This is a genomic window from Ruegeria sp. CE8 (genome assembly GCF_056537465.1).
The window spans coordinates 152,262-178,479 of the sequence record NZ_JBQFRP010000010.1; the positions used below are offsets into that span (position 1 = coordinate 152,262).

The 26,218-nt window shown below is 57.2% G+C and carries 24 protein-coding genes and 1 pseudogene; 11 read left to right on the forward strand and 14 right to left on the reverse strand.

The features are described from left to right. Window positions 1-73: 73 nt before the first annotated feature. The 6 genes from ACR0AA_RS16440 (at window position 74) to ACR0AA_RS16465 (ending at window position 7,008) form a co-directional block, all read left to right on the forward strand. A complete protein-coding gene (locus ACR0AA_RS16440; protein WP_239344419.1) occupies window positions 74-598 on the forward strand; it encodes an RNA polymerase sigma factor in 525 nt (174 codons plus the stop codon). Continuing rightward, window positions 595-1,341 carry an anti-sigma factor gene (locus ACR0AA_RS16445; RefSeq protein ID WP_480663629.1) on the forward strand — a complete coding sequence of 249 codons (747 nt, stop codon included), beginning with the start codon at window positions 595-597 and terminating at the stop codon, window positions 1,339-1,341. Before ACR0AA_RS16440 ends, ACR0AA_RS16445 begins: the two co-directional genes overlap by 4 nt. 59 nt (window positions 1,342-1,400) lie before the next feature. Beyond that, complete coding sequence (locus tag ACR0AA_RS16450; protein WP_480663627.1) at window positions 1,401-2,480, forward strand: helix-turn-helix domain-containing protein; 1,080 nt, start codon at window positions 1,401-1,403, stop codon at window positions 2,478-2,480. 358 nt (window positions 2,481-2,838) lie between these two features. Beyond that, window positions 2,839-4,986: a S8 family serine peptidase gene (locus tag ACR0AA_RS16455; protein ID WP_480663625.1), complete on the forward strand. Its 2,148-nt coding sequence runs from the start codon at window positions 2,839-2,841 to the stop codon at window positions 4,984-4,986. Window positions 4,987-4,997: 11 nt separating this feature from the next. Next, the gene (locus ACR0AA_RS16460) at window positions 4,998-6,320 is read left to right on the forward strand and encodes an MBL fold metallo-hydrolase (RefSeq protein WP_480663623.1); all 1,323 of its coding nucleotides are present in this window, start codon (window positions 4,998-5,000) and stop codon (window positions 6,318-6,320) included. A 259-nt stretch (window positions 6,321-6,579) separates the two neighbouring features. Further along, on the forward strand, window positions 6,580-7,008 hold the full coding sequence (locus ACR0AA_RS16465; RefSeq protein WP_480663621.1) for a MarR family winged helix-turn-helix transcriptional regulator: 429 nt from the start codon (window positions 6,580-6,582) through the stop codon (window positions 7,006-7,008). A gap of 93 nt (window positions 7,009-7,101) precedes the next feature. Here the strand turns inward: ACR0AA_RS16465 and maiA are convergent, their stop codons facing one another. From maiA to ACR0AA_RS16525, 12 genes are all read right to left on the reverse strand, one after another. Next, window positions 7,102-7,734 (reverse strand): maleylacetoacetate isomerase, encoded by a 633-nt coding sequence (gene maiA / locus ACR0AA_RS16470; RefSeq protein WP_480663619.1) that lies wholly within the window; start codon window positions 7,732-7,734, stop codon window positions 7,102-7,104. 82 nt (window positions 7,735-7,816) lie between these two features. Further along, the gene (locus ACR0AA_RS16475; protein WP_480663617.1) at window positions 7,817-8,362 is read right to left on the reverse strand and encodes a VOC family protein; all 546 of its coding nucleotides are present in this window, start codon (window positions 8,360-8,362) and stop codon (window positions 7,817-7,819) included. 63 nt (window positions 8,363-8,425) lie between these two features. Continuing rightward, a complete protein-coding gene (locus tag ACR0AA_RS16480; protein ID WP_480756457.1) occupies window positions 8,426-9,742 on the reverse strand; it encodes a TRAP transporter large permease in 1,317 nt (438 codons plus the stop codon). After that, window positions 9,739-10,287 carry a TRAP transporter small permease gene (locus ACR0AA_RS16485; RefSeq protein WP_480663613.1) on the reverse strand — a complete coding sequence of 183 codons (549 nt, stop codon included), beginning with the start codon at window positions 10,285-10,287 and terminating at the stop codon, window positions 9,739-9,741. The genes ACR0AA_RS16480 and ACR0AA_RS16485 overlap by 4 nt, the downstream gene beginning before the upstream one ends. Before the next feature lie 3 nt (window positions 10,288-10,290). Beyond that, window positions 10,291-11,325, reverse strand: a complete 1,035-nt coding sequence (locus tag ACR0AA_RS16490) for a TRAP transporter substrate-binding protein (RefSeq protein ID WP_480663611.1) — start codon at window positions 11,323-11,325, stop codon at window positions 10,291-10,293. A gap of 17 nt (window positions 11,326-11,342) precedes the next feature. Beyond that, entirely contained in the window at window positions 11,343-11,534 is a 192-nt protein-coding gene (locus ACR0AA_RS16495; protein WP_480663609.1) for a DUF2783 domain-containing protein, read from the reverse strand. After that, window positions 11,531-13,165 (reverse strand): FAD-dependent oxidoreductase, encoded by a 1,635-nt coding sequence (locus ACR0AA_RS16500; protein ID WP_480756458.1) that lies wholly within the window; start codon window positions 13,163-13,165, stop codon window positions 11,531-11,533. Before ACR0AA_RS16500 ends, ACR0AA_RS16495 begins: the two co-directional genes overlap by 4 nt. Window positions 13,166-13,190: 25 nt before the next feature. Further along, window positions 13,191-14,141 (reverse strand): MBL fold metallo-hydrolase, encoded by a 951-nt coding sequence (locus ACR0AA_RS16505; RefSeq protein ID WP_480663605.1) that lies wholly within the window; start codon window positions 14,139-14,141, stop codon window positions 13,191-13,193. 359 nt (window positions 14,142-14,500) lie between these two features. Further along, complete coding sequence (locus ACR0AA_RS16510; RefSeq protein ID WP_480756459.1) at window positions 14,501-15,739, reverse strand: NAD(P)/FAD-dependent oxidoreductase; 1,239 nt, start codon at window positions 15,737-15,739, stop codon at window positions 14,501-14,503. Next, complete coding sequence (locus ACR0AA_RS16515; RefSeq protein ID WP_480663601.1) at window positions 15,736-16,749, reverse strand: Ldh family oxidoreductase; 1,014 nt, start codon at window positions 16,747-16,749, stop codon at window positions 15,736-15,738. Before ACR0AA_RS16515 ends, ACR0AA_RS16510 begins: the two co-directional genes overlap by 4 nt. A gap of 9 nt (window positions 16,750-16,758) precedes the next feature. Beyond that, window positions 16,759-18,300, reverse strand: a complete 1,542-nt coding sequence (locus ACR0AA_RS16520) for a trimethylamine methyltransferase family protein (protein ID WP_480663599.1) — start codon at window positions 18,298-18,300, stop codon at window positions 16,759-16,761. A 14-nt stretch (window positions 18,301-18,314) separates the two neighbouring features. Next, the gene (locus tag ACR0AA_RS16525) at window positions 18,315-20,768 is read right to left on the reverse strand and encodes a GcvT family protein (RefSeq protein ID WP_480756460.1); all 2,454 of its coding nucleotides are present in this window, start codon (window positions 20,766-20,768) and stop codon (window positions 18,315-18,317) included. Window positions 20,769-20,944: 176 nt separating this feature from the next. Here ACR0AA_RS16525 and ACR0AA_RS16530 point away from each other — a divergent pair, with 176 nt between their 5' ends. Together ACR0AA_RS16530 and ACR0AA_RS16535 are read left to right on the forward strand one after the other, a co-directional pair. Then, window positions 20,945-21,817 (forward strand): LysR substrate-binding domain-containing protein, encoded by an 873-nt coding sequence (locus ACR0AA_RS16530; RefSeq protein WP_480756461.1) that lies wholly within the window; start codon window positions 20,945-20,947, stop codon window positions 21,815-21,817. A 62-nt stretch (window positions 21,818-21,879) separates the two neighbouring features. After that, window positions 21,880-22,617, forward strand: a pseudogene (locus ACR0AA_RS16535) (IS5 family transposase); the annotation flags it as partial. Between the two features lie 180 nt (window positions 22,618-22,797). Here ACR0AA_RS16535 and ACR0AA_RS16540 read toward each other — a convergent pair. After that, the gene (locus ACR0AA_RS16540; protein ID WP_480666248.1) at window positions 22,798-23,091 is read right to left on the reverse strand and encodes a DUF1330 domain-containing protein; all 294 of its coding nucleotides are present in this window, start codon (window positions 23,089-23,091) and stop codon (window positions 22,798-22,800) included. Then, window positions 23,084-23,776 (reverse strand): GntR family transcriptional regulator, encoded by a 693-nt coding sequence (locus ACR0AA_RS16545; protein ID WP_480666247.1) that lies wholly within the window; start codon window positions 23,774-23,776, stop codon window positions 23,084-23,086. The genes ACR0AA_RS16540 and ACR0AA_RS16545 overlap by 8 nt, the downstream gene beginning before the upstream one ends. A 103-nt stretch (window positions 23,777-23,879) precedes the next feature. On the opposite strand from ACR0AA_RS16545, the gene ACR0AA_RS16550 reads away from it, so the two are divergent. The 3 genes from ACR0AA_RS16550 to ACR0AA_RS16560 are packed head-to-tail and all read left to right on the forward strand — an operon-like array spanning window position 23,880 to window position 26,213. Beyond that, window positions 23,880-24,482 carry an amino acid synthesis family protein gene (locus ACR0AA_RS16550; protein ID WP_480666246.1) on the forward strand — a complete coding sequence of 201 codons (603 nt, stop codon included), beginning with the start codon at window positions 23,880-23,882 and terminating at the stop codon, window positions 24,480-24,482. After that, window positions 24,454-25,281, forward strand: coding sequence for an alpha/beta fold hydrolase (locus tag ACR0AA_RS16555; RefSeq protein ID WP_480666245.1), 828 nt, complete (start codon window positions 24,454-24,456; stop codon window positions 25,279-25,281). Before ACR0AA_RS16550 ends, ACR0AA_RS16555 begins: the two co-directional genes overlap by 29 nt. Continuing rightward, a complete protein-coding gene (locus tag ACR0AA_RS16560) occupies window positions 25,278-26,213 on the forward strand; it encodes a flavin reductase (RefSeq protein WP_480666244.1) in 936 nt (311 codons plus the stop codon). The genes ACR0AA_RS16555 and ACR0AA_RS16560 overlap by 4 nt, the downstream gene beginning before the upstream one ends. Window positions 26,214-26,218 lie beyond the last annotated feature (5 nt).

Below are 26,218 nucleotides of genomic sequence, written 5' to 3' on the forward strand. Positions count from 1 at the left end.
AGTCCAGACCACGCGGGCCCGGTCCGTGAATGACAAACACACACAGGTCGCGATTTATTCGATGAGTGTTGAAATGAGCTCCGAACAGGCCGTGCGCGGCGCGATCCAGACGCATTCGAAACGTGTCTGGCGGTTTGGGCTTGCCTTGTCCGGCGCATCCGACGTTGCCGACGACCTTTTGCAATCCACATGTCTGCGCGCGCTGGAACGTCACCATCAGGTGACGTCACATGATCGGCTGGACAGCTGGCTGATGACGATCTGCCGCTCGATCTGGCTGAATGAGGTGCGGGCGCGTTCGGTGCGCAAGGCGCAAGCGTTGTCTGTTACACCCGAGGCAGAATTAATTGCGTCCGGACCGGATTCGGAAACGAATATTTTCGCCGCTGAAGTGTTTACACAAGTGATGCAGTTGCCAGAAGCGCAGCGAGAGACGGTTATGCTTGTGTTCGTCGAAGGGTACAGCTACCGCGAAGCCGCCGCGTTGCTGGAAGTGCCGATTGGGACTATCATGAGCCGGCTGTCCAACGCCCGGCAGAAACTGAAAAACGTGATGCAGCATGATGCGGCAGACGCCGTTCGACGGAGTGGCAAATGAAGTTTTCCGACGAGACGCTCAGGGCGTATCTGGAAGGCAATGCGGATGTGGCCGAGGCCGCCGCTATCGAAGCGGCGATCGAAAATGACGCAGATCTGGAACAGCGCCTTATGGCACTGGACCCGTACGCGCCGGTCGTGCAGTCGGTGTTCGAGAATATTCCCGCCAAAGCGCCGCAGTTAGATTTACCGAAGTCGGGAACGGCCAGTCCCGTCCATCCTTCGGGTGGGCCGTGGCGTTTGCTGGCTGTGGCGGCGTCAGTTGCCGTTGTGGCCGTGTCCGCCACGTACTGGGTGAACCGCCCGCAACCGATGGGCTGGGCCGAGCAGGCGGCAATCTACCAGTCGTTGTATTCTCCGGATACGATCGCCTCTCTGGACAATACACCGGAGGCGCTTGACGCTCAGTTCGCGCTGGCTGAGGCGCAATTGGGTCGGTCCCTGAACCGGGACACGCTTGAATCATTGTCGGGGTTGGAGCTGAAGCGCGCGCAGGTTTTGTCGTTTAAGGGCAAGCCGTTGATTCAGGTGGTTTTCGCGGATGATAAGGGTCAGCCCCTGGCCTTTTGCATTATCCGGCAAGGCGAAGGTGCCCCTGCGAAGGACGTCAAACATGCGGCTCTTAGCGGTTTGGCCACCGCGACATGGGCGCAGGACGGCTATGGATACATGCTAATCGGTAGCAGCGAGCAAACCGATCTGAACGAACCGCTGGAAATCCTGACCACGACCTTCACGGGTTGATGGTCCGTCGTGTCGAAAACGCCTTGTGAACCGCTCAAAATATCCGAATTATAGCGGGCATGACGTCGAAACCAGTGATGCCGGATCCGGATGAGGACGCCGATACGGTCGGTCCTCCCAGTATCTATGATACCGACCCGCCCGATGATGATGATCTTTGGTTTCTTCCTCCGGATGAGGGCAGTCCACAGGCGGGCTTTCTGCCGCCCGGACCGGTGGCCGACCGGCGACAGTTGTTCGACCCACGGGATTGGCGCGCCGCGCAGTCCGAGCTGTCTTGTGAGCTGGCTGAATTGGCGGCCACTTTCGGTGCCCTGGATGAGCGGCTGCGCGCAGGGCCGAACGGTTGGGGACATCGTCTGGCATTGATGGACGTGTCCGATCTTGGCTGGTGGACAGGTGACCGGATCGGCGTCGACAGGCTGGCGCTGTGGACAGGATTGCGGATCGGGGCAACCGGGGATGACGTTCAGGCGTTGTTTCGTGCTGGTTGGGCTGTCCGCCGTCTGACATCAGGCGCAGGTCCGTCGGATGGCGGTTGGGAAACCGGGCTAACGGCGTTTCTGGATCGCTTGGCGCAGGGGATCGAAGATACTCCTGATGCTGTTGCTGATCTGGCCGAAGTCATGCGCAACGCGGAAGGATTGCACCCCGTCACGCAAGCCGCGATCGGATTTCACGCGTGGCGTGCATTATCCGAAGGCATTGGGCAGGACACCGAAGCCGCGATCATTGCCGCGCGCCATGCCGCGACGATGGGTCGGGGTGGGGCGGTCTTTATGCCTCTGGCGTTGTCGGGGCCGGGTGCGTTGCGCGGGGTTGGCACGCCTGACGAAAAGCTCTCGGCCTGGATCAGGGGAGCAGGGCAGGCTGTTCTGGCCGCGCTGCTGCATCTGGATCGGGTCAATGCTTGGGATCTGCGCGCCCGAGAGGCGATAAGCGATCTGAGCGGCCGAACGCCGCCGCGCCTTGTCGACGCTCTGACCGCATGGCCCATGGTATCTGCGCCGCTTGCCGAGGAATTGACACAGGCCTCACGTGCGGCCGTACAGCGCAACATCGACAAGATCATGAACCGCGGTCTGATCCGCGAGGTGACGGGGCAGGGGCGTTACCGGGTCTGGACCGCAGCGCTTTAGTCTGTGGTTCAATTTCGGAAAGCGCCGGTCGGATAACTCGGATCTGTTGTAAAGCCTCCGGCGTTCCCAAAAAGGTTCAATCCCTCCGTGATACATAGGCAATGGCCCCGAAGGTACGAGTTACCGTCAGAGAACGACCAACTGCGGGTTTGTTCGGGCGTCGCTGCCCAAAAGGTTGAGAGATTGAGCAACGAATGGAACGGTTTCCTTCGGTTTCCCCGCAGCAGGGTCTCACTTGTCGACTCGATCGGGCTTGAAGATCAACTGGTGGCGCCACTTCAATTCTGAGTTGAACATGTATTTGGAGATTTTGGTAAGTCCCCCTAAACTGCAAGGAGATTTTATTGGAGATTTTTAGATGTCAGTTATCAGCAAAACCGCACACCGATTGCATCCCAGGCTGCGGGTGGTTGGAAATGGTGATGGGCCGGTAAATGCGTGCCGGGCTAAGATTTCGACACAAGTTTCCACAGGAACGTCGGTCGAATTCTCCGTCGACGATATCGAAGATGAAACGTCGATCGCCGATTTGCAGACAAGCGTTCAGACCTTCTCACGAGGTCTGGATCGCGATCTCTTGAAAAGACACGGCCTGTCAGCCCGCGAGAAGCTTGCCAAAAGACCACCTGCGGACACGTCTTACGTAAATGTACTCATTGATGTTACTTCAAACAGTCAGGACACAGACGATGCCGCGAACAAAGCGGCGGTGCAAAAAATCTCGGACCTTTGCGCGCACGCACTCGACAGACGACGCGCACCTTCGAAAGTTTCTGAAGTTATTACTCGCGGTAACCAGATTGCCGCCACGGTTCCGGTGTCCTTCCTCAGCGACCTGAGCGCCATGGATGAAGTTGCATTCGTGAATGTCACCGACCCGCTAAAACTGGATATTCCAGCTGCGATACCTTCGTCCAAACCCACAAATCGCTCAATCGGCAAAAAGTCTCTTCACAATGATGGTGAGGGCTTGCTTGTCGGAATCGTTGATGTTGGAGGATTTGATTTCGCGCATCCTGACTTTCTGGATGAAAACGGCAAAACTCGGTTTTTGCGCATCTGGGATCAGGGTGGAGAGTTCCGGGTGCCACCGGCTCAATTTGACTATGGCAGCGAATTTACCGCATCTCATCTTGATGCAGCGTTAGCAGCTTCGGGTACGTCAACTGGCTTGCCCGCAACCCTGATCGAGCGTCAATCCCAAACCAACAGATCGTCTCACGCAACCCATGTGGCGAGCATCGCGGCAGGCAATAGTGGTGTTTGCCCAAAGGCACAAATCATCGGTGTGTTGATCGATGTACCTGTTCCTGAAGGCGACTATGAACGCAGGCGCGAAACATTCGCAGAGACCAGTCGGGTCGTCCATGCGGTCGAGTACCTGCTTGATGTCGCCCGTCAGGAAGAAAAGCCGATTACCATAAATATCAGTTTGGGGACAAACGGTGGGGGTCACGACGGGCTGAGTGCCACAAGCCGCTGGCTGGACAATGCTTTGGCGCAACCGAACCGGGCGATCACACTTGCTGCGGGAAATGCCGGCCAGGAAGCTCCTCAGGAAGAAGGTGATATCAGCTGGATCATGGGGCGGATTCACTCGAACGGTCGGATCGCGTCGCGCGGTTTGGAAACTGAATTGGAGTGGATTGTCGTCGGTAACGGCATCGCGGACGTTTCCGAAAACGAATTGGAAATCTGGTATTCGCCGCAAGATCGGATGCAAGTTGAGGTGCTACCTCCGGGCGAAACGCGCTGGCTTAAAGTGAAGCCTCAGGAATTCATCGAAAACAAGCGATTGCGTGATGGCACGATGGTTTCGATCTACAATGAGCTTTTTCATCCAAGCAATGGTGAGAACTACATTGCAGTCTACCTGTCACCGCACTTGAGGCCCGGAGAAATACGAGGTGTACGGGCTGGAATCTGGCGTGTGCGGCTGATCGGCGAAGAAATCCGCAACGGTCGGTTCCATTGCTGGATTGAACGGGACGATCCGCATGAGTTTGGTGTTCAAGATGGGCAGCGAATTTTCCGGTTCCCATCCTTCTTTTCCACTTCCAGCAATGTCGACTCGCATTCGGTGTCGTCACTTGCGTGCGGACGGGCGACCATTAGCGTTTCAAACTATGATGCCGCCACAAACCGCATGAACGTAACCAGCAGTCAGGGACCGACGCGTGACAATCGCATGAAGCCCGATCTGGCGGCCCCGGGTACAAACATCGTTGCAGCAAATGGTTTTCGAAATGAGGACGATCCTCTGTGGGTGTCGCAGTCGGGAACGAGCATGGCGAGCCCCTACATAGCCGGCGTGGTTGGGCTGATGATGGCTGCGGCGGATATCCCACTGAATTCATTGCAATGCCTCGGTATTCTGCAACGCACCGCCAAACCCTTGCCTGGTGGGTCCTATGATTGGGTCAACGATGCTGGGTTTGGGCGCATCGATCCCGAAGCCGCGATCTCTGAGGCGCGCGACTTTTCGGCCCGTTTCGACAAGAGCTGAAAGGGGGCGAGATGAAACTGAGAATTTTTCAATCCGAGCACGGCGATTGCCTCCTTCTTCAGGGTGACGGCACCAATATTCTTTGTGACGGCGGCCTTGGCAAAAGTATGAAAAAGCATGTACGTCGCCCGCTGGCCGAACTTGTGGCCGAAAACGGCGGTGCGCTTGATGCCGTGTATGTGTCCCATCTGGACCAGGACCATATTCAAGGTGTTCAGTATCTTATGCGGGATGCTGTGGAATGGATGGTTTACGACTACCACCAGGCCCAGGGCAATGACGGGGTAAGGGAACCGAGAATCCCGCGGCCACCTGAAATGAAGGCGCTTTGGCATAACTCGTTCCGCGATCAGGTCGGTGAGAACGCCGGAGAGATCGGTGACCTTCTTGCCGCGGCGGTTCCGGCATTGCGAAGCACCGGAATCGACGCATTTTTGCACGAAGCGCATGAACTGCAAAACATAGCTGCGTCGATACCGCAGGCCTTGGAAGTATCGCGGTACGCGCAACCGGACTTTCTTGATATCCCCATCAATGTCCTGCCGGGCCAACTTGGACCGGGAAAACTCCTAATGCGCGGAGATGACCTTGTTCAGTTTACGATTGGCACACTCGACTTTACCCTGATCGGCCCCTCAAAACCGGCTCTAAAAAACTTGCGGGACGGTTGGAACAACTGGCTTGAAACGTCAAAGGGTGAAAGGGGTGTGCAACGCGTAAACGAACGGATACGCAAACAGCTTGATCGATTTGCCGCTGGTGAATGGAGTGGGTCTCCGTTTGATCTCTACGATTGGAACGGGATTGACGCATTCAAAGGCGTGACGGCGCCGAATGTTGCCTCTCTTGTTTTCATGGTGGAAGAAAACGGACATCGCGTTCTTTTGACGGGAGATGCGCAGCAGGACAAATTAACTGAAGATCTGGAAGCTACGGGATATCTTGAGAACGGATACTGCCATTTGAGTGTTCTCAAGGTCGCCCACCATGGGTCGGAACACAACACTGACGCAAGCTTTGCCAAAGCGGTGTCGGCTGATCATTATGTCTTTTGTGGCAACGGCGAAAACGGGAACCCCGAGCCTGAAGTTCTCAGGCACTACTACGACTCGCGAATAGGTCCCTCCTCAAAACGCGCTCTTGCGCCTGAGGCACAGGACCGGCCATTTACATTCTGGTTTTCCACCAACTCCAGCGAGTTGCCGGGGCAAAGTGATAGGCGGAAAAATTTCGAAGAAACCGAGCGCCTGGTTGCCGAAATGATCGAAGGTAGCAATGGGCAAATGCGCGCAGAGTTTGTGCGCCGTGATTACCGCACATTGACCATTACATGAAATGGAGGCCGGAGTATTTCGTTAATCCAAGCGGTTGGGCAAATCAGGTCTTTTGAGCCCCTTAGCATTGAGGGCTGAGAAGATTATTCAGGTTTTTTGAAAGGCCCAGCTTGCCCGATTGGGGCAGTAGCCCCGGCGCGAAGCAAGCATGTCAAGCCGCCGTTTAATCAAGCGGCACGTGTGGATCCCTGTTACCAACACCTAGGGCCGACGCCGTGAAACTCGTTGCACATGAAACCAAGGCGACTTATGGTTTTGTATGCAACTAGATTCCTTCTTTCCCTATCGTCTCGCTGTGGCGTCCGAAGCGTTCTCGCGAAAACTGACCGAGGTTTATCATCGTGAGTTTGGTCTGTCGCGAGAAGAGTGGCGCCTGCTTTTTTTGCTCGCCAACGCCAAAAGCCTGACCTCTTTGGAACTGACACAGCGCACGACTTTGGATAAGGTTCAGGTCAGCAGGGCGGCGCAGAGGCTTGACGATAAAGGCCTGATAACCCGAGCGACGTCTGAAGAAGATCGCCGGCTCAGGGTTTATCATTGTACTCCAGAAGGCCTTCGACAGTTCAAAAAGCTGCTCCCGCAAGTCGAAGCTTGTGCGCAAGAGATGCTGAACTCAATGTCGGCCGAAGACCGTGCGGCGCTGGACCAGGGCGTTACCGCGCTCCTCAAGGCCGCAACAGAGAACTAAAGACCTTTTCCGTTTTGCCAAAGCCAGTCTGGCGCAATTCGAACTGTCCGGTGGGGCAGGGTCGGACGGCGTAAATAGGTCATGACATTTTCTTCAGGAGGCGTCGGGTTGGTTTTCAGGACGAGCGGCGGCGAATTCAGGTAGCGCCAAAGCGTGTTCTTCAATCTCAAGAAGCCGGGCGAACGGGGTCATGTCTACGCCCCATCGATGTGCATTATACAGCTGCGCGACCAGGCAGATATCGGCAAGGTCCGGGCTGTCGCCAAAACTGAAAACGCACCCATCAAGCAAAAGCGCCTGATAGGCATGGAACCCTTCGGTCATCCAATGCCGGAACCATTCGATCCCGTCCTCGGCTGAAAGCCCGTAACGGGACTTCAGATGTGTGACGACCTTCAGATTGTTGACCGGATGAATGTCCATCGCGATGGTGTGGGCCGCAGCCCGTACCCGAGCACGCTCGAGCGGGTTTTCCGGTAGAAACGGAGGTTCGGGTATTGTGGCATCGAGGTAATCTATGATGGCAAGCGATTGGGTCAGCACTTCTCCGTTATCCAGCACCAGTGTCGGCACGCCCTTGCCGGGGTTCAGCGCAACATAGTCCGGCGCGCGCTGCTCTCCGGCAACCAGATTGATCGGTACCGTTTCGTAGGAAACACCTTTGAGATTCAGAGCGATCCGAACCCGGTAAGAGGTCGTGGAGCGCCAATAGCTGTATAGTTTCATGACTCGCTTGTTTTTTATTTACCGCTTCAGGCCCTGCGGATCGGGTGCCCCGCGCCGAAATCCATCCGACGCGGAAAGCCGTTCACGCTGTCTTGTTCAGTTCTTTCGCATGCAGCCAATCGGCATGTTTCGGAGCTTTCTTGGTCTTCGACCAATCCTCCAGCATCAGCCATTTCACTTCGTCCATGCGTTTCAACATCGCTTCCTCTTCCGGGTCCGGGCAGGCCAGTTCGATACGATGGCCGGACGGATCGAAGAAGTAGATGGAGTGGAAAATCGAATGGTCGGTCACGCCAAGCACCTCGACGCCATTGGCTTCTAGATGGTCCTTGAACTGAATTAGCGTTTCACGATCCTTCACCTTGAAGGCGATGTGCTGCACCCAAACCGGGGTGTTCGGGTCCCGGCTCATCTCTGGCTTCGTGGGCAATTCAAAGAAGGCGAGCACATTGCCGTCCCCGGCATCCAGAAACAGATGCATGTAAGGGTCAGGTTCGTGCGTTGAGGGGACATGATCCTCGGCAATGGCCAGGATGAAGTCCATATTCAGCATTTTTCCGTACCATTCGACCGTCTCTTTTGCGTCTTTGCAGCGGTAAGCGACGTGATGGATCTTCTCGATTTTCATCGGTTTCTCCTTTTCGAACATGCAGTTTCAATTGTCGAGGCGACCGAGGGCCGCCCCGATTGGTCACATCAATCCCACCAGCCATAGCGACAGTGAGGGCACGAGGATCAGCAAGGTCAGCCGCAGGACATCGGCGATCCAGAAGGGCAGTACACCGCGGAAGATGGTTCCAAGCGAGACATCCTGCAGCACGCCCTTCAAAACGAAGACGTTCATGCCGACCGGCGGTGTGATAAGGCTGATTTCCGTGGCTACGACGACCACAATGGCGAACCAGATCAGTGCGTTTTCCGGGTCCAGCAGCAGTTCGTTTGCAAACTCAAGTTCGAACATCAGCGGGTAGAAGACCGGCACCGTCAGCAAGATCATCGACAGGCTTTCCAGCACGCAGCCAAGCACCATGTAGGTGACGATGATGAACAGGATGACAGCCCAAACCGGAAGTTCGTTATCGATGACGAAGCCCGACAGCGCATCCGGTAACCCGGCATAGTTGATGAAATTGGTGAATAGCTCGGCACCGATGATGACGGCAAAGATCATTGCGGTGGCCCGGATCGAGTCCAGCGTCGCGGTGAAAAACCCGCGCCACGTCATTGTCCGCAGCGCTAGAGCGATCAGCACCGCAGCGCCGGAACCCATCCCTGCCGCCTCGGTCGGTGTGAAGAAGCCACCATAGATACCGACCATGATGAAAAGGAACAGACCCAATACACAGAAGACGCCGATTACATCGGTCCGGCTCATGGGTTCGGTGTTTTCCTCCTCCGGAGCCAACGCGGGATTTACCCGTACGGCAACCATGACTGCGCCAAGATAAAGCAGCACGCCGATGATGCCGGGCACAATTCCAGCAATGAAAAGCTTGGCAATATTGGTTTCGGTCAACAGGCCGTAAATGATCAGGATCACCGAGGGTGGGATCAGGATGCCGAGGGTTCCGCCAGCGGCAATGGACCCCGTAGCAAGACGGTCATCGTACCCAAACCGGCGCATGGAGGGCATCGCCACTTTCGACATCGTCGCCGCCGTGGCCAGTGACGAGCCGCAGACCGCCGAGAAGCCACCGCAGGAGAAGACAGAAGCCATGGCAAGCCCGCCGCGCAATCTGCCGAAAAGCCGATCTGCGCCCGCGAACAACCCGTGGGCCACTCCAGAGCCAGCCAAAACGTTGCCCATGAAGATGAAAAGGGGAATGACAGAAAGGCTGTAGGACAGAGCCGTGTCGAAAGCCACCTGACCGGTCATTGCCCAAGCCGGTTCCCAACCGCGCATGAAGGCAAATCCGAACCCACCCACGGCCGCCATTGCAAATGCGATTGGCACACGCAGAAGGATCAGACCCAGAAGGATCGCGAAGCCGATCAGAGATTCAATCATGGCGCGCTCTCCAGGTGGTCTTTGTCAGTTTCGTGTTCGACAGGTGGTTGCAAGCCGCGCAGGAACGCGATGAAAGCCGAAATCATGCACGAGACGCCAGCCAGGTAGCCAAAGGGTGCCAGCGGAATCTCCAGCGCATTTGTCACTGCGCCGTCATGGGCTGCCTTGGCGGCATGGGTGAAAAGCCGCCAGGCGAAGGTGGCCAACAACGCTGCAGAGAACAGGCCAGCAAATGCGGCCAAAAACCGTTGTGTTTTTCGTCCAAGCGCCAGATTCAGCAGGTCTACTTCGACATGCTCGCGGCGTTCGGTCGTGAGTGGCAGGGCCAGAAAAACAAGCGCTGCCAACAGTATTTCAGTGAGTTCGAAAGCGCCAGACAGCGGCGCATTGAACAAGTATCGTCCCACCACATCCACACAGGTGATGAGAACGAGGCTGAACAGGATCAAAGCGGCTCCGACACCCAGCGACCGGTCGAGCAGCAGCCCGATGTCCAGCCCCTCTTCAGGGGGCTGGTCGGGAAAACGATGACGAAGCCGTTCCATGGATCAGAAGTCCACACCAGCTTGTTTGCGCATCTCTTCCAGAGCGGCTGCTCCGTCGTAGCCGTCAGCCGAGATGGCTTCGGACCACGCTATCTCGGCATCTGCTGCCTGGGACTTGATCGCATCAACCACTTCAGCTGGCGCTTCGTAGATCTCGATCCCGGCCTTTTCAGCTTCGGCATTGCCTTTCTCGTCGGCACCGATCCAAGCCTGACCGACCAACTCGGCAAAGGCTTCGCCGGAAATCGCTTCGATAGCCGCCTGATCTTCCTCAGAGATCTCATTCCACTTTGCCTCGTTCATGACCATGAACCAGGTTGTATTGTAGATACCACCGGGTACTTTCATGGTGTACTTGACGTCCCCGGTCAGCTTGAAGGCGGCAAGGGCGTCGAACGGGAAGGTCACGCCGTCGATCACACCGCGGGACAGTTTTTCGTAAACTTCACCCGAGGACATGAAGAGTGTCGTGGAGCCCAGACCTGACATCAGGTCCGAGATGTATCCGCCAGGCACACGGATTTTCAGACCGGAAAAGTCATCCGTCGTCTCGATTTTGCGGACATTGTTGTGCAGCATGCCGGGGCCGTGCACAAAAAGCCCGAGAAGTTTGGTGCCCTCATGTTCTTTCTGTGCTTCCAATGGACCGGAATAAACATTCCAGAACGCCTTGGAACCAGCAACGGCATCGTCCCCGATGAAAGAGAACTGGCCGATCCGCGAGCGAGTGAAACGGTCATCGGTGGTAAAGGAATGCAAGCCATAGGTAATGTCAGCAATCCCTTCGGCAGCCATGTCGTAATGCGCCGGGGGCGGGCCCATCGGCTTTGCCAGAACACGCACCGTCACACGACCATCGGTGACGTCTTCCACCTGCTTGGCCCAGGGTTTGATCGCATTCACCACGATTGGGTGGCGCGGTGGCAGCCAGCTTGAAAGCGCCAGCTTGGTTTCTGCCGCGGCAGTCGTGGCAATGGTCATGGCAGCGGTTGCTATACCCGCGAAAAGCAGGGCGTTGCCCTTCAGCTTAAGTTTCATAGTGTCCTCCCTTGGATTTACGTGATGTCTGCAGCTTTGAGCGCCTGGCTCAGAACCTCGCGGTCACCGATATGGTTAGCCAGGATCAGGATCAGCCGCGCATTAACGGCGTCGCTCTCGGCCTTGGTCTTGCCTTCATGGGTTGCCAGCAGGTCGGCGTAAAAGTCGTCGGTCCCGTCGATGTTCGACGTCAGGATCAGATCGCTCATTGGCTTGCCTCCTTCCCGGTAGCGCGGCGCAGGGCAGTGCGCATCAAATGTTCATTGAAGTTATCCCGGCGAGCCGCAACGTGTTGGTCCGGCCGGATCAGGTAGACTGCTGAATTGGCTTCGCCGAGATAGCGTTTCTTCAACTGACCGGTCGGGTCGTCTCGGGTCGAAAGCGCCAACCGGCGGGCCGTGATGCCGTCTTCCTCCAGAGTTTCGGGTGCCTCCGCATCGATCGTCAGAAGGATGAATTCATCGCCCAGCTTCGACAGCAGGAATTCGTCGCCCAGCGGCGCGTCGGGGCAGGAGGCACCGGGCTGTGTCCGCTCTGGGCCACCCGCCAGCGCATCGGCCGAATTGAGGCGCGATCCACTGTACACGCATGGAACCGAAAGCCTGCCAGAATTCACCATCGGTCGTGCGAACTCATGCTCGCCGCTCAGGCTGAGAACAGCATCGCGGAAAATCCGGCTGGTCTCAGACTTCGGGGTGATGAAATCGGTTGAGCGGGTAGAATTCAGGATATTCTCGTCCGCGCCATGGATGCGTTCGGTATTGTATGTCTCAAGCAGGCTTTCCGGCGCTTTTCCTTGCAGTACCAGCCCCAGTTTCCAACCCAGGTTGTCCACGTCCTGCATACCGGAGTTGGCGCCGCGTGCGCCAAAGGGCGAGACCTGATGCGCCGCATCACCGGCAAAGATCACCCGACCCGAGCGGAAGCTGTCCATGCGTTTGCACTGGAAGGTGTAGATCGAGGACCAGACCATCTCATAGTCGACGTCCCCCAACATCGCGTCCAAACGTCGACGGATGTTTTCCTCTTTCAATTCTTCCTTTCGGTCTACATCCCAGCCGATCTGGAAGTCGATCCGCCATACATCGTCAGGCTGTTTGTGTAGCAGAGCCGACGCGCCCGAGCCGTGGGTCGGCTCGAACCAGAACCAGCGTTCGGTGGGGAAATTCAGATTGCCCTTCAGCTTGATGTCGGCGATCAGGAAACTGTCCTGAAAGACGCGGCCGGTGAAATCCAAGCCGAGCATCCGGCGCAGCGGCGAATTGGCACCGTCGCAACCGATCAACCAGTCAGCTTCCAGCGTGTACGGCCCGTCCGGTGTCATCACCGTCAAAACGACATAATCGTCGTGCACCTGAACCGTATCCACCCGGTTCTTGCCGCGCAATTGGATCGGGGCGCCTTCGGCCTGCAGCTCGCGCAGGCGGTCGATCATGTATTGCTCGAAATAGGGTTGCTGAAGATTGATGAAGGCGGGAAATTTATGCCCGTCTTCCGGCAGCAGGTTGAACTCGAACACCTTGTCGTCACGGTGAAACACCTTGCCGAGGTTCCAAACAACGCCCTTGTCCAGCATTGGCTCGCCGCAGCCATAACGGTCAGCCACTTCCAGGCAGCGCTTTGCAAAGCAGATCGCGCGGCTACCCATGCCGATGCCTTCGTGATCGTCCAGCACCAGTACCGGAATGCCTTGGCGCCCCAGGTCCAGCGCGGTGGCGATACCAATCGGACCACCCCCCATGACCACGACCGGGTGGCGCACCGGTGCGTCGCGATCCTGATCCGGCGACTTTTCGTACGGATAGCTCTTGTAAGCCAGCGTGTAACGGTCATCGAACATTGAATAATCCCCTCCCTTCAGACGGTCAGCCCTGCAGCTGTTCCCACATTTGCAGATCTCGTTGCGCCGTCCATATGCGCGGCGTATCGATGCCGCAGGCCTCGTCATAGGCGCGGGCAACATTGAACGGCAGACAGTGTTCGTAGATCGCGTAGTCCGCGAATTTCGGGTCGCACGCGGCGCGTACGGCGTCCCAGGCATCTTTCAGGCTGCCGCCGCCGGCGGCGATGCGGGCGGCCGGGCGATAAGTGCTTTCGACGAAGTCACGGGTGGACTCGATTGCCGCTTCAACCATGTCTTTGCCGACCAACGCATCACCTCGGCCGGGTGCAATGGCGTCAACGTCGAAAGCGGCGATATTGTCGAGTGTGCCACCCCAGTCTTTGAAATGACCGTCGCCGCAGTAGCAGGCCGAATGGTATTCGACGATGTCACCTGTAAACATGACATTCTGGTCCGGGACGTGAATAACGATATCACCGGCAGTATGAGCACGGCCAAGATGCATCAGATCCACGCGCCGGCTGCCGAGGTAAACGCTCATGCGATCTTTGAAGGTGGTGGTGGGCCAGGTCAGTCCGGGAATGCTCTCATGACCTTCGAACAGGCGGGGGAAACGCTGAAACTCACTGTCCCAATCTTCCTGACCACGCTCGACAACCTGCGCCCGAGTTGTTTCGGACATGAGAACCTGATCAGCACCATAAGCCGAAGCGCCAAGGACACGGACCGCGTGATAGTGGGTCAGTGCCAGATGTGTAATTGGTTTGTCGGTTACTTCACGGACTTTCTCGATCACCTTGCTGGCCAGACGTGGCGTCGCCTGCGCTTCGACGATCATCACGCTGTCGTCGCCGATGATCACGCCGGAATTGGGGTCCCCCTCAGCAGTAAAGGCCCAAAGCCCGTCGCCGACTTCGGTAAAGCTGATGGTCTTTTCGGTCAAATCTTCCTGAGATGCGAATGCCTTAGCCATCGTTTTCTCCAAGAGTGAATTGCTCACGCGACTCATAACGTTTCATTTGCAACGATCATCGTTGCAAATGAAACTAATGTCAATGCTGTTTCGTTTGGTGCAATTGGGGTGAGTTTCGCGCACCGAGGGCAAATCCCACCCGAAGTTTGGCTTGCGAATTCGAAAAAAAAGGGCGAGCCCCGTTGTCTGCTCGTCGGTCAGCCTATCATGGCTGCTTCTGGCACTGCTCCGCTATCTTAGCCCTAAATGACGCAGTGCTGGGAAACCCAATGCACACTGTCCCTGATCAGCCCAAATTCATTGGTAGGGTGTGTTGCCCTAAGCGGGCTCTCTTGATTTCACGGTGCGTTCCCCGCGTGTCAAAACCTATCAGGCCCGTAAGGGGTCAGGTTGGTATCGGTGCTACGGTTTGCAATAGTGTCAGCCACCATTCGGCCCGTTGTCGCGCCAAGCGTCAGGCCGAGTTGCCCGTGACCTGTGGCGAAAACGACATTGCCGAGGCTGCGAGGCCGCCCGATAACAGGCCGCGTGTCCGGCATGAAGGGACGGCGGCCAGCACGCCTTTCGCCGTTTTCTGTGTTGAGCCCCGGCAGCACTCGGCGCGCGCGCTCTACCAACACGTCAGCACGTCGCCAGTTGGGCTTTGCCGAGAGACTAGCGAACTCGATAGTGCCGGCGATGGCCAGTGCGTTCTCATGAGGTGTGATGCCAAAGCCGCCAGAAGGATAGAAGACGGTATGCTTCAGATCGACACCAGGCTCTGGAAGACCGGTCCAATAGCCCATCAGACCTTCCATCGGGAGCTTTACGCCCATTTCTGCAGCCAGTGCCTTAGACCCTATGCCAGCGGCAAGTACGAATTCCTCGGCCTCCAATAGATCACCATTCTGCAGCCGTACCGACTGAATCAGACCATCCGTCCGTTCAAATCCACACGCTCCCGACGCAACCACTTCGCCGCCTCGAGCCAGAAAGGCCTGATGCAGATCGCCCACCAGTCGGACGCTGTCTGCCACGAAACTCCAATCGCGTAGCACCGAGGCGTATTGAAAATCCGGTGCAATCGCAGGATCTATGTCGTGCGCTTCCGCGCCCGGAATGTCCTCGATCGTGCAGCCCAGATCGCGGGCCAGATCAAAGGCGGCGCCCATGCTTGCCTTGTCAGCGTCATTGTCAAAAAGCTTTATGATTGGTCGCTGGATGAGCATATCCTTGATGCCATATTCGGACATCTGGCTTTTGAAATCAGCTGTGGCCCGGAAAGTCACCTGCGCCAGATCGGCAGCAATGGCTCGCATTTTCGGATCGGTGGCGTTCGCAACAAAACGCAGGAACCAGGGAAGCATGCGCAGTGCTGAGGCGGGGCGCAATGCAAGGGGGGCCTCAGGGTCCATCAGCAACCCGGGGACCTTCCAAAGTAGGCCGGGCTGTGACAGCGGGACAATCTCACCAATGGCGATGCAACCGCAAGAAGCCCAGCTTGCACCCTGGCCAATCTTGTCCGGCTCAAGGACAGTAACCTGATGGCCATCCGCCTGCAGGGCCAGCGCAGCGGAAATCCCCACAACGCCGCCGCCGATTACGATGATCTTCTTCATTCAGCCCCGGCCATATCACGCAGTTGTTCAAGCAATTCGGTGCTGACGGCCACGCCATCTGTGCCAGATGCTGAACGCTTGGCCAAACGACCGTCGCCCGGTACACGGGCGCTGCCATTGCCTTCGATCTCGTCGCAGATACGGGTGACATAGTCACTAAAACCTGCGTTGCCGAACTTTGTCGGATCAATCGCAATCAGTGTCGCGCCGCCCTTGATGTTGAGCGCGCCGTGGGCCTCACGATCTTCGTTGTCGACCGAAAGCGCCCCGCCGGCCAAAGCTGCGCCCAGTATTTCAACAAGCAACGCTATGGCGCTGCCTTTGTGGGCGCCAAACGGCAGGAGGCTTTTGGTCTCCAGGATCGCATTCGGATCATTGGTGGGGTTGCCGTCACGATCAAGGCCGCCATCCACGCCCAAATCGTGGCCTTCAGCAGCGGCCATGCGAACGTCCATCAGCGCGACAACTGAAGACGCCTGATCCCAGACAATGGGCGCTTTACCATCGCGTGGACACGCAAAGGACATCGGATTTGTGCCAAAGACAGGCTTGGTGCCGCCATGTGGAACAACCATCGACAGCGAATTGACCACGCCAAGTGCCACAAGCCCGGCCTCGGCCAGTGGTTCGGTGTCAAAGCGCAGGCCGCCAAGGTGATGGCAGTTGGCGCAAGCGAAGGCGGCGATACCATTCTGGCGTGCCATCGCGATCAGCTGTTCGCGGGCCTGTTCGGCGGCGATCTGGAAATAGCCGTTATCGCCATCCCCGCGCAGAACGCCGGGCGCTGTTTCGGTAACGGACGGAGTGGCGTCGGGGTTCGCGTAGCCCGAGGAGAAGCTTTGTACATAGACGGGCAGCATCCGCAATCCATGGCTACGGGGGCCGTCGCGCTCGGATTTGTAGACCAGCTCTGCCAGAACATCGCTGCCGCTGTCATTCATGCCGGCATTGGTCAGTATGGCTTTGGCCAGGGCTCTGACCTCATCAAGCGAGATTGCCGTCGTTTCCATTTGGTCCTCCTAAGCGCTGATGCGTTCGTTGTACGCTTGCTTTCTGTTTGCCACAAACTCATCAAGCGCGCCGCGAATGTCATCAGGCATAGAAGGCTGAATATAGTTGGCAAGCATGGTGCGTGCGGCTTCGCGGCCAACTTCATCCGCGTTCCTGGCTCCTTCCAGCTCCCATTGTTCAAAGCTGTCGTTGTTTTGCAGCGGGTTCATCACCATCGGGTTTTCGCGCGTATGATCCGTGCCAAGGAAATGCCCACCGGGACCAATACGAGAAACATCCTCCAGGATGTCGTTCAGGTTTTCTGTCTTCAGACCAGAGAAGAAACGGTGATAGCCTTCGAGTTGGTAGCTGTCGTGGATCCATTTTGAATAGCTGACACCAAGCGCGCCTTCGACGAAGCCTGCAGAATGAACCACAAAGTTGCAGCCGCCCAGCAGCACAGGCCACATGGTATTTGCGCTGTCGAATGCGGCCTGAAGGTCGGGCGATTTGGAACCGGACCACATCGTGCAGGAACGCCAGGGTACGCCATAGAATCGCGCCATCTGGCCAACAAGCAGGTTCATCAACCCCGGCTCTGGCGAGCCCATCATTGGCGCGCCGGTTTTCATCGACACGCCCATGATTGCCACACCCAAAACCATCGGAGCGCCGCGGCGAATGATCTGCGAATAAGCCATACCTGCGAGGCTTTCGGCAATCAGCAGGGCGACGCCGCCTATGGGGCTGGCGGGGGTCGAAGCGCCTGCGAGCACAAAGGGTGACAACAGGCAAGGCTGGTTTGCGCGCGCATAGACTCTCAGGCTTTGCAACATCGTATCGTCCCACACCAGTGGCGTATTGCAGTTCAAAAGTGCCGCGACGACGACATTTTCATCAACAAACTGCTCACCATGGACGATACGCAGCATGTCCATCGTCTCGCGGGCAGCTGTTTCGGAGAGGACCGAGCCTTTGATGGGTTTGTCCGTCAGCGTCAGTGCGGCGTGCACCAGATCCAAATGGCGCAGCGGTACCTGCACATCTTGCGGCTCTGCCGGGAGAATACCGGGGACATGCATGCTCTGACTCATCTGCGCCAGTTTGAAGAAGTTGTGCGCGTCCTCCAGCGTCGAGGGCCGCCGAACCCCGTCGAGCCCATAGACAAAAGGCGCACCATAAGCATTGGCAAAGACGGTGTCCCGCCCGCCGACCCGGGCCGAACGTTCGGGATTGCGGGCGTGATAATCCCAGTCCTTGGGCACGGAAGAAATCAGGTCCATCAGCATCTCGCGGCCGATCCGCACCCGCTGATTTTCGACATCTGCACCTGCGCGTTTCCAGTCTGCCAGCGCCACCGGATCCCGAAACTCGATCCCGGTCGTTTCCAGAATTGTCATTGCTGCGTTGTGTATTTCTTCAACACCCTCGGGGCCGAGCAGATCAATTGGTCCAACCTTCCTATGCAGGGTGGAAAGATACACCGGTGGGGGGTTGGTTCGTGCCGATACCCGCGCAGCCCGTCCTCCGGAGCGGCTGCTGCGCCGCGACTTTGTCTGTCCTTCGCTCATTGCCTGTCCTCTGCTCATGCACGCGCCCGGGCGCTGGTCGGGTCATAGGCGCAGATGTCGATCACCTCGCCATCGCGCAGTTCATTGTGAATCTTCACCTGCAGTTTGGTGCCCGGCTCCATGAGCTCTTGCGGCACCAGCGCCATCGCGATGTCATGCTGGCAGTGATAGGAGAAGCCGCCCGAAGTCACGCGGCCGACAATCTGGCCATCCTTGTACACAGCTTCATAGGCAATGACCGATGTATCGCAGAACGGCAGCTTGATGGTGACAAGCGAGTTGTAGTTGCCTTGAGATTTCTGCTTCAGCAAAGCCTCTTTACCGATGAATTCGCGCTCGCGCTCAACTCCCTGCACCTTCTCAGTGAAGGCTACAAAGCGATCCAGGCCTGCCTCGAAAGGTGTCATGTCCTTGCAAATCTCGCGATTGATCGCGCGATAGGACTTGTCCAGGCGCATGGACTCGAGCGCCAGTGCGCCGAAGGGTTTGACGCCCGCTTTAAGCAGTTGGTCTACGATGTGGCGGTTGTAATTTACCGGATGGTGCAACTCCCAACCAAGCTCGCCGGTGTAACTGACGCGCAAGAGCCGCACGCCTTTGGCATAGCCCACTTCACCCATTTGCGCCGAAAGCCATGGGAAAGCTTCGTTCGACAGGTCGTTGTCCGTCAGCTTTTGCAGTATTTCGCGGGATTTAGGACCAGCAAGGGCAACAACGCCGAGCTGCTCGGATACATCTTCCATGACGACAGAGCCGTCCTGCGGCAACTGCTTGCTTAGAGTATCCCAATTGTAGACTTGCCCGTTCGGGGTTGAGACGAGGTAAAACTCGTCCTCCGCATCCCGTACGATGGTGTATTCGGCGTCCATACCTCCTTTGGCGTTCAGCATCAGAGACAGCGTCATCCGCCCGACCTTGGGCAGCTTGTTTGCCATCAACCCATCTAGCCAGGCGGCAGCGCCCGGCCCCTTCACGGTGAATTTGGTCATGGGCGACATTTCGATAAAGCCCGCCTCTTCACGTGTGGCTCGGACCTCTTCTGTCACATGGTCCCAGGCGTAGGTTTGGCGGAAACTGTGGACAGGGATCGCCTCTTCGGGGGAAGGCGCAAACCATTTGGGGAATTCGTAACCGTTGTAAATCGTCCAGACCGCGCCCTCAGCTGTTAGAAGATCGTAAGAGCCAACCGTGCGCATGGGCCGAGCGGAATAGCGGTCTTCGCCCGGAATATGCGCTTCCATATGCGTGCCCCATGTCTCGCGGACCTTGTCCATGGTCCAGCGCTTTGAGGCGTAGTCACCAAACCGGCGCGGATCGAGTTCTGACATATCAATCGCAGGTTGGCCGTCGAGGATCCACTGGGCGAGTTGATTGCCAACAGTGCCGCCCCAAAGGATGCCACCGGGCATGCCTTCTGCCAGCCAGAGATTGTCATGCCCCGGCGCTGGGCCTGCAAGGGGTAACTCATCCGGCGTCATCTGAAACGGGCCTCTGGTATTGGCTTTGATGCCAACTTCGCCCAGCACTGGCACCCGCTCGATTGCAAGCTCCCATTGGGTTTCAACAGCGTCGAAATCCTCGGGCAACAAATCCGCGCCGAACTGGGGGGGGACGCGGTCTTCGGCAAATAGCTTCAGGTCTTTCTCGAATTCATAGGGTCCGAACTGAATACCGCCCGTGTCTTCGCGCAGATAGGCACCATAGTCCTCGTCCCGCAAAATGGGATACTCCGGAAAGCCCTTCTTCTTGCGTTCAATCAGTTGAGGAACTGTTTCCGTGGTCCAGTACTGGTGAACGATCGGGATACAAGGCAGGTCCAGCCCCACGCGGCGCGCGTTTTCGCGCGCATAGTTTCCGGTGGCGAAAACAAGATGCTCGCAGGTGATCTCGCCTTGATTGGTGACCACTTTCCAATGTCCGTTCGGCAGCTTCTCGTAGCTTTGCGCCTCGGTGTTCTGATACACTTTCGCGCCCGCATCCCGCGCCAGCTTTGCCATGGCTTGCGTGATGTCCGCAGGGTTCACATAGCCGTCTTCGGTGTGCAGGATACCGCCTTTAATGTTTTCATTCTGATTGAGAAGTGGGTGTACTTCGGCAATTTCTTCTGCTGTCAGCAGCCTGCAAGGCACACCTGCGGCTTCTGCCACCGACAGGTAGCTTTGAAACTCGTCCCAACGTTCCGGCGTGTTTGCCACGCGCAGCTGCCCGACTTTGCGCAGTCCGACTGACGTGCCCAGTTTTTCCTCAACTTCTGAATAAATGCGAATTGTCTCCAATGTCATCTTAGAGACGTTGTGTGAGCGCACGAAGGTCACCAGCAAGCCCGCAGCGTGCCACGTTGATCCGGCGGTTAGCTGTGTGCGTTCCAGCATCACCGCATCGGTGCAACCGTGCTCTGTGAGCCCATAGAGAATGGACGCTCCGACACATCCGCCGCCAACGACAACTACCTTTGCATGGGACTTCATTGGACACTCTCCGATTCTGTGCTGACTTGTCGAGACTAATGGTCGTTAAACTGCCGGATTGCCGTCCTTTCAATTGCAATAAAATTTTCTTTGGATTAGGTGTAGTAATCCGAATCTCGACGGGGATTGTGGTTTTTATCCTTGTTGAACTCGTCACAACTGAATGGATTTTACCCGTGTCTGGCTATTCCCATCTGCCGATGCGCGCCCTGATCAGCTTTGAAGCGGCTGCACGACATGAAAGTTTCAAGGGTGCTGCGGCCGAACTCAATGTCACCCCGGCCGCCATCAGTCACCAGATCAAAGCGCTTGAACGTGAGGTGCGTGGAAACCTATTTCAACGATTGCACCGTCGCGTTGAGCTGACAGAAAAGGGCGCGTATCTGCTAGTTGCCATTCAGGGTGGGTTGGATCAGGTCAGTCAGGCCATGGATCAGTTGAAGTCTCGCCAAAGCCGTAGTGCTGTCACGATCCACTCCACTACTGCTGTAAGTTCTCTCTGGTTGACTCCCCGACTTGCGGAGTTCTGGAAGTCAAACCCTGATGTCTCTGTCTCGCAGGTGGTCAGTGACACGGATCGAAACGAAGGAACCTGTGATCTGAGTATCCATTACGGTGATATGTCCAGCGAAAGCGCTGAGTGCAGGCGGCTTTTCAATGATCGGATCAGTGCGCTGGCCAGCCCGGAGTTTGCTCGTAAGCATCCGGTTTCTTCGGTGTCCGATCTGGCTTCGGTGCCCCTCATTCAACTTCGCCGGGCGGAAAACCATTGGACCACTTGGGAACAGTGGGCCGAAGCGCTGGGCTATTGCGGACCGTTGCGGATGTCGCATTTCGTAAACAATTATGTCATCGCTCTGCAGGCCGCGCGCGATGGGATGGGTGCAGTTCTGGGTTGGGAGGGGTTGACGGCCGGCCTCACTGAAGCCGGCACCTTGGTCCGTTTGCTGCCCGAGACCCTATTGTCGCCATTGGATTTCTATGTCGCGCGTCACAACCACGATTCAAGTCAGGTGGATCGGGTGATCGAGTGGCTTTCGAATAACTAGCGTCGGGACCCATTGATTTCCGTTTTGCGGCGTGATTCACGGTTCAAAAACGAGCGGTGAACGTGTCTGATCTTTTCTGGCTTTCGGATGCGCAAATGGCGCGTCTGGAGCCCTTCTTCCCGAAGCCCCACGGCAAGCCGCGCGTCGATGACAGGCGTGTGGTGAGCGGGATTATCTTCATTAATCGCAATGGTTTGCGGTGGCGGGATGCCCCTGCTGCCCATGGACCGCACAAGACGCTGTACCATCGATGGAAACGGTGGAGCGACAAGGGCATCTTCGCGCGAATGATGGCTGGCCTGGCCGCCGGGCACGGCGAACAGAAGACTGTGATGATCGCGCGACCTGTCTGAAGGCTCACCGGACAGCGACCAGCATGGGCGTCAAAAAGGGGGGCGTGGACGCCTGATTGGCCGAACCAAGGGCGGCATGAACACCAAACTGCACGCCATCTGCGACAGTCAGGGACGCACGCTGAACCTGTTTATAACCGCCGACTACATCGGTGCTCGGGCTCTGTTCAGCGGCATACCGATGTCGATTGGCTACTCGGAGATCGCGGATACGATGCCGATTGGTTCCGAGAAGCGTTACAAGACAGAGGGATACGCGCTTGTATCCGCGGTCGGAAGCAGCGCAAGACAACGGTGAAGTACGACAAGCGCCGATACAAAAGCCGCAACCGGATCGAGATCATGTTTGGCAGGCTCAAGGATTGGCGCCGTGTGGCAACCCGGTACGACAGGTGCCCGAAGGTCTTCCTCGCAGCAATCGCCCTCGCAGCTCTCGTCATTTATTGGCGATCAGTCCTGACCCTAAACTGTCCCATTGGCGCTGACGTCAGACACCTGAATTCGTTTTCGATCGGAGTCGGGTCAGGCGGTGACATGCAATATCTGCTTGTGGAAGATAATTGGCTCACTGACTTTATCGATGCTGCCGCCAAAGAAATTGCGGCAGAACCGATCCGTCAATTCAGTTTATACACCTTCGATCAAAGCAATGTCAGCCTGGCACGCCCCGCAACGTTTCGCTCGCGCGGCCCGGTATTCATCCGAAACGTAGCAGGCGCGCGCCTGTTCTATGGTGTCAAACTCGATGATGACCCGTCTTTGCCACTTTTGACCTTCGAGTGTTTCCGCCTCACCGCGCGCCAGGAACCGCGCGCCGAATTTGCGGAAGGCCTCGGGGGCAATCGCCTGATAGTTCTGATAGGCATCAGGATCCGTTACGGTCACATTGGCGATCCAGTAGCCTTTGGGCGTTTTAGTCATTGCTGTTCTTCTCTTCTTCGGCAAGCAACCGATCGGCGATTGAGGTTGTATCATCCAGGTGCATTTCAACAGCGATCCGCGCGGCGTCCGGATTACCGGAAATGATGGCCTCGCAGATCCGTTCCATATGCGCGATGCCAGGGCGGTCACGGTCGGTGGCCGACAGGGTCATCATGCGCAGCCGGCTGATACGGCCGTTCAGGCGCTGGACGACATCCCAGGCGATGTAGTGCCCCGCGCCGTCAAAGATCTCGGAATAGAAATCGGCGGTGGCACGAAACAGTGCCCCGGGGGTCCGGTCAGAGAACCCCTGTTTGAGACGTTTCAAAGCGTCTTTGAGGGACCGAGCTCGTTCGGGCGTGATCTTGCGGGCACAGTTTTCGGCTGCGGCTGTCTCGAGCATACGGCGAATGTCGTAGATCTGGCGGGCGTCTTCGCGGCTCATGGTGGCCACGATGGGCCCGCGACCCGGTAGAATTTCAACCAGCCCTTCGGCCTCGAGATAGCGGATGGTCTCGCGGATCACAGTTCTGCTGACACCCAGCTGATCGCATAGCGGGCGTTCGACAAGCCTTTGGCCGGGCTCGAACAATCCTTCGATGATCGCCTCGCGCATGCGTTCCTGAACCATGTCTCGCAGGGTGGCTGGCGGGTGATCTATTTTCGTTAGTTTTGGTGTGCTCATGGCGGCGACGCTATCGGTTTGGTGTTTTTTGCACAAGGTATGATTGACAGATGGTATTATGGTATACCATCCTACAGCGCAACGAATCGCAAGGAATACCGTTATGCCCGCCGAAATTCGCAAAACACTGCTGCACGTAGAAAACACCCTGATCGAAGGGGGGAAGGTCGCAGAGCAACCGTTGAAGATGATTGCAGCGATTGCGGTGATCCGGAATCCTTGGGCCGATCGTGGTTTTGTTGACGATTTGAAGCCCGAGATTCATGATTGTGCGCCGGGCCTCGGCAGCTTGCTGACTGATATGGTGCTGGATGCCGCCGGTGGCGGAGACAAGGTCGAAGGGTATGGCAAGGCTGCGATCGTCGGTGTCAACGGCGAGGTCGAGCATGGATCGGCGCTGATTCACACCCTGCGCTTTGGTAACTTTTATCGCGAGGCAGTTGGCGCAAAGTCGTATCTGGCGTTCACCAACACGCGCGGCCCGGCAAATGCAGCGATGCAGATTCCGCTGATGGACAAGAACGACGGCGGTCGGCGCAGCCATTACCTGACCATCCAGTTGCAAGTGGCAGACGCGCCCGCTCCCGACGAGATCATGATAGCGCTCGGTGCCTCGATCGGTGGCCGTCCGCATCACCGCATCGGCGACCGTTATCAAGACCTCAAGGAACTGGGCCATGACGTCGACAACCCTGCAGCTGTCTGAACCCTTTGGCGCAGCCGCCTATCGCGAAGCGGGGTTTTCCCATGCCGGGAAAGCTGCCCCCGTCGTGCTGATCCATGGCGTAGGTATGCAATCGGCGGCCTGGGGTCCTCAGATCGAGTACCTAGCACAGACGCATCATGTGATTGCGCTGGACATGCCAGGACACGGTGGCAGCGATCAGATCCCCGCAGGCTCCGAACTGCCAGTGTTTCTGGATTGGCTGCTGGCGGTTCTGGATGCGCTGAAGCTGCAACGCGTCAACCTTGCCGGCCATTCGATGGGTGCATTGATTGCAGGCGGATTTGCTGTCCGCAACCCGAACCGGGTTGAGCGAGTCGCCTTGCTGAACGGAGTATTCTGTCGGGACGCGGCCTCAAGTCAGTCCGTGATCGAGCGGGCCAAGCTGATCGGCACCGGAACTTTCGATGTAGAAACCCCGCTGCGGCGGTGGTTTGGCGACACGCCTGTCGAACAGGCCGCGCGAGATGATGTTGCGGCATGGCTTTCAGCCGTTAACATCGAAGGCTACGCGACCGCCTATAACGCTTTCGCACGCGGCGATGCTCTTTATGCGAAAGGGTTTGGTACAATTACCTGCCCGCTGCTGGCGTTGACCGGAGACGGCGACCCAAATTCGACCCCGGCCATGTCCTACGCAATGGCAGAGGCTGCGCCGAACGGGACAGCCATCGTGATCGAAAATCACCGGCATATGGTGAATCTGACTGCGCCTGAGACCGTTAATGCAGCTTTGGATGCCTGGTTGCAAACCCCATCGGAAGAGGTTGACCAAAAATGATCGAATTCGACCCGCGCATGCTGAACAACCCGCGCGCCCTGCGCAATGCGTTTGGCACCTACATGACCGGCGTCACCGTCGTGACCGCGCATGATGAGAGCGGAAACCCGCTGGGCTTTACCGCAAATTCCTTTGCTTCGGTTTCGCTAGAGCCGCCTCTGGTGCTGGTGTGCCTTGCGAACACCTCAAGCAACTATGAAACCTTCGCGAACACGTCGAAATTCGCGATCAACATTCTGTCCGAAGGCCAGATCGAGGTGTCGAACACCTTTGCCCGCCCAGTCGAGGACCGGTTTGCGACAGTTGACTGGCAGCCCGGCCCCAACGGGTCACCGATCCTAGATGACGTCTCGGCTTGGTTCGACTGTGACATGTCCAGAACCGTTGATGCAGGCGACCATCTGATCCTAGTTGGCGAAGTCAAAGCCTTTGATCACAATATCGCACCCGGGCTGGGCTATGCCCGGGGTGCTTATGTAACCCCCGCTGCCGAAGCCAAGGCCCTGAGCAAACGGACAGGATTGGTTGTGTCCGCCCTGATCGAACGGGATGGGAAAATCCTGCTGCAGGGTGACGGCAATGGCCGCCTGACAATCCCGTCCACCGATGATGTTGCCGATGGTGCCAACGCCGCCCTGAGCCGTCTCATCAGCGAGAGCGGCGTGCAGGCGGAGCCGGGGTTTATCTACTCAGTTTATCAGGATGAAGCGCGCAAACTTCAACACATCTCGTTCCTGTGTCAGGCCGATGATGGCGATCCGGAAAATGGTGTTTTCACCGAGATCAGCGAGTCCACTCTGATGGATATCGCCGATCCGGCCATCTGCACCATGCTCGAGCGGTTCGCCAAAGAAAGCCGCATCGGGAATTTCGGGGTGTATTACGGAAATGAGGTGAGTGGCGAAGTCAAACCACTCACTGCGGGGAGCTAACTTGG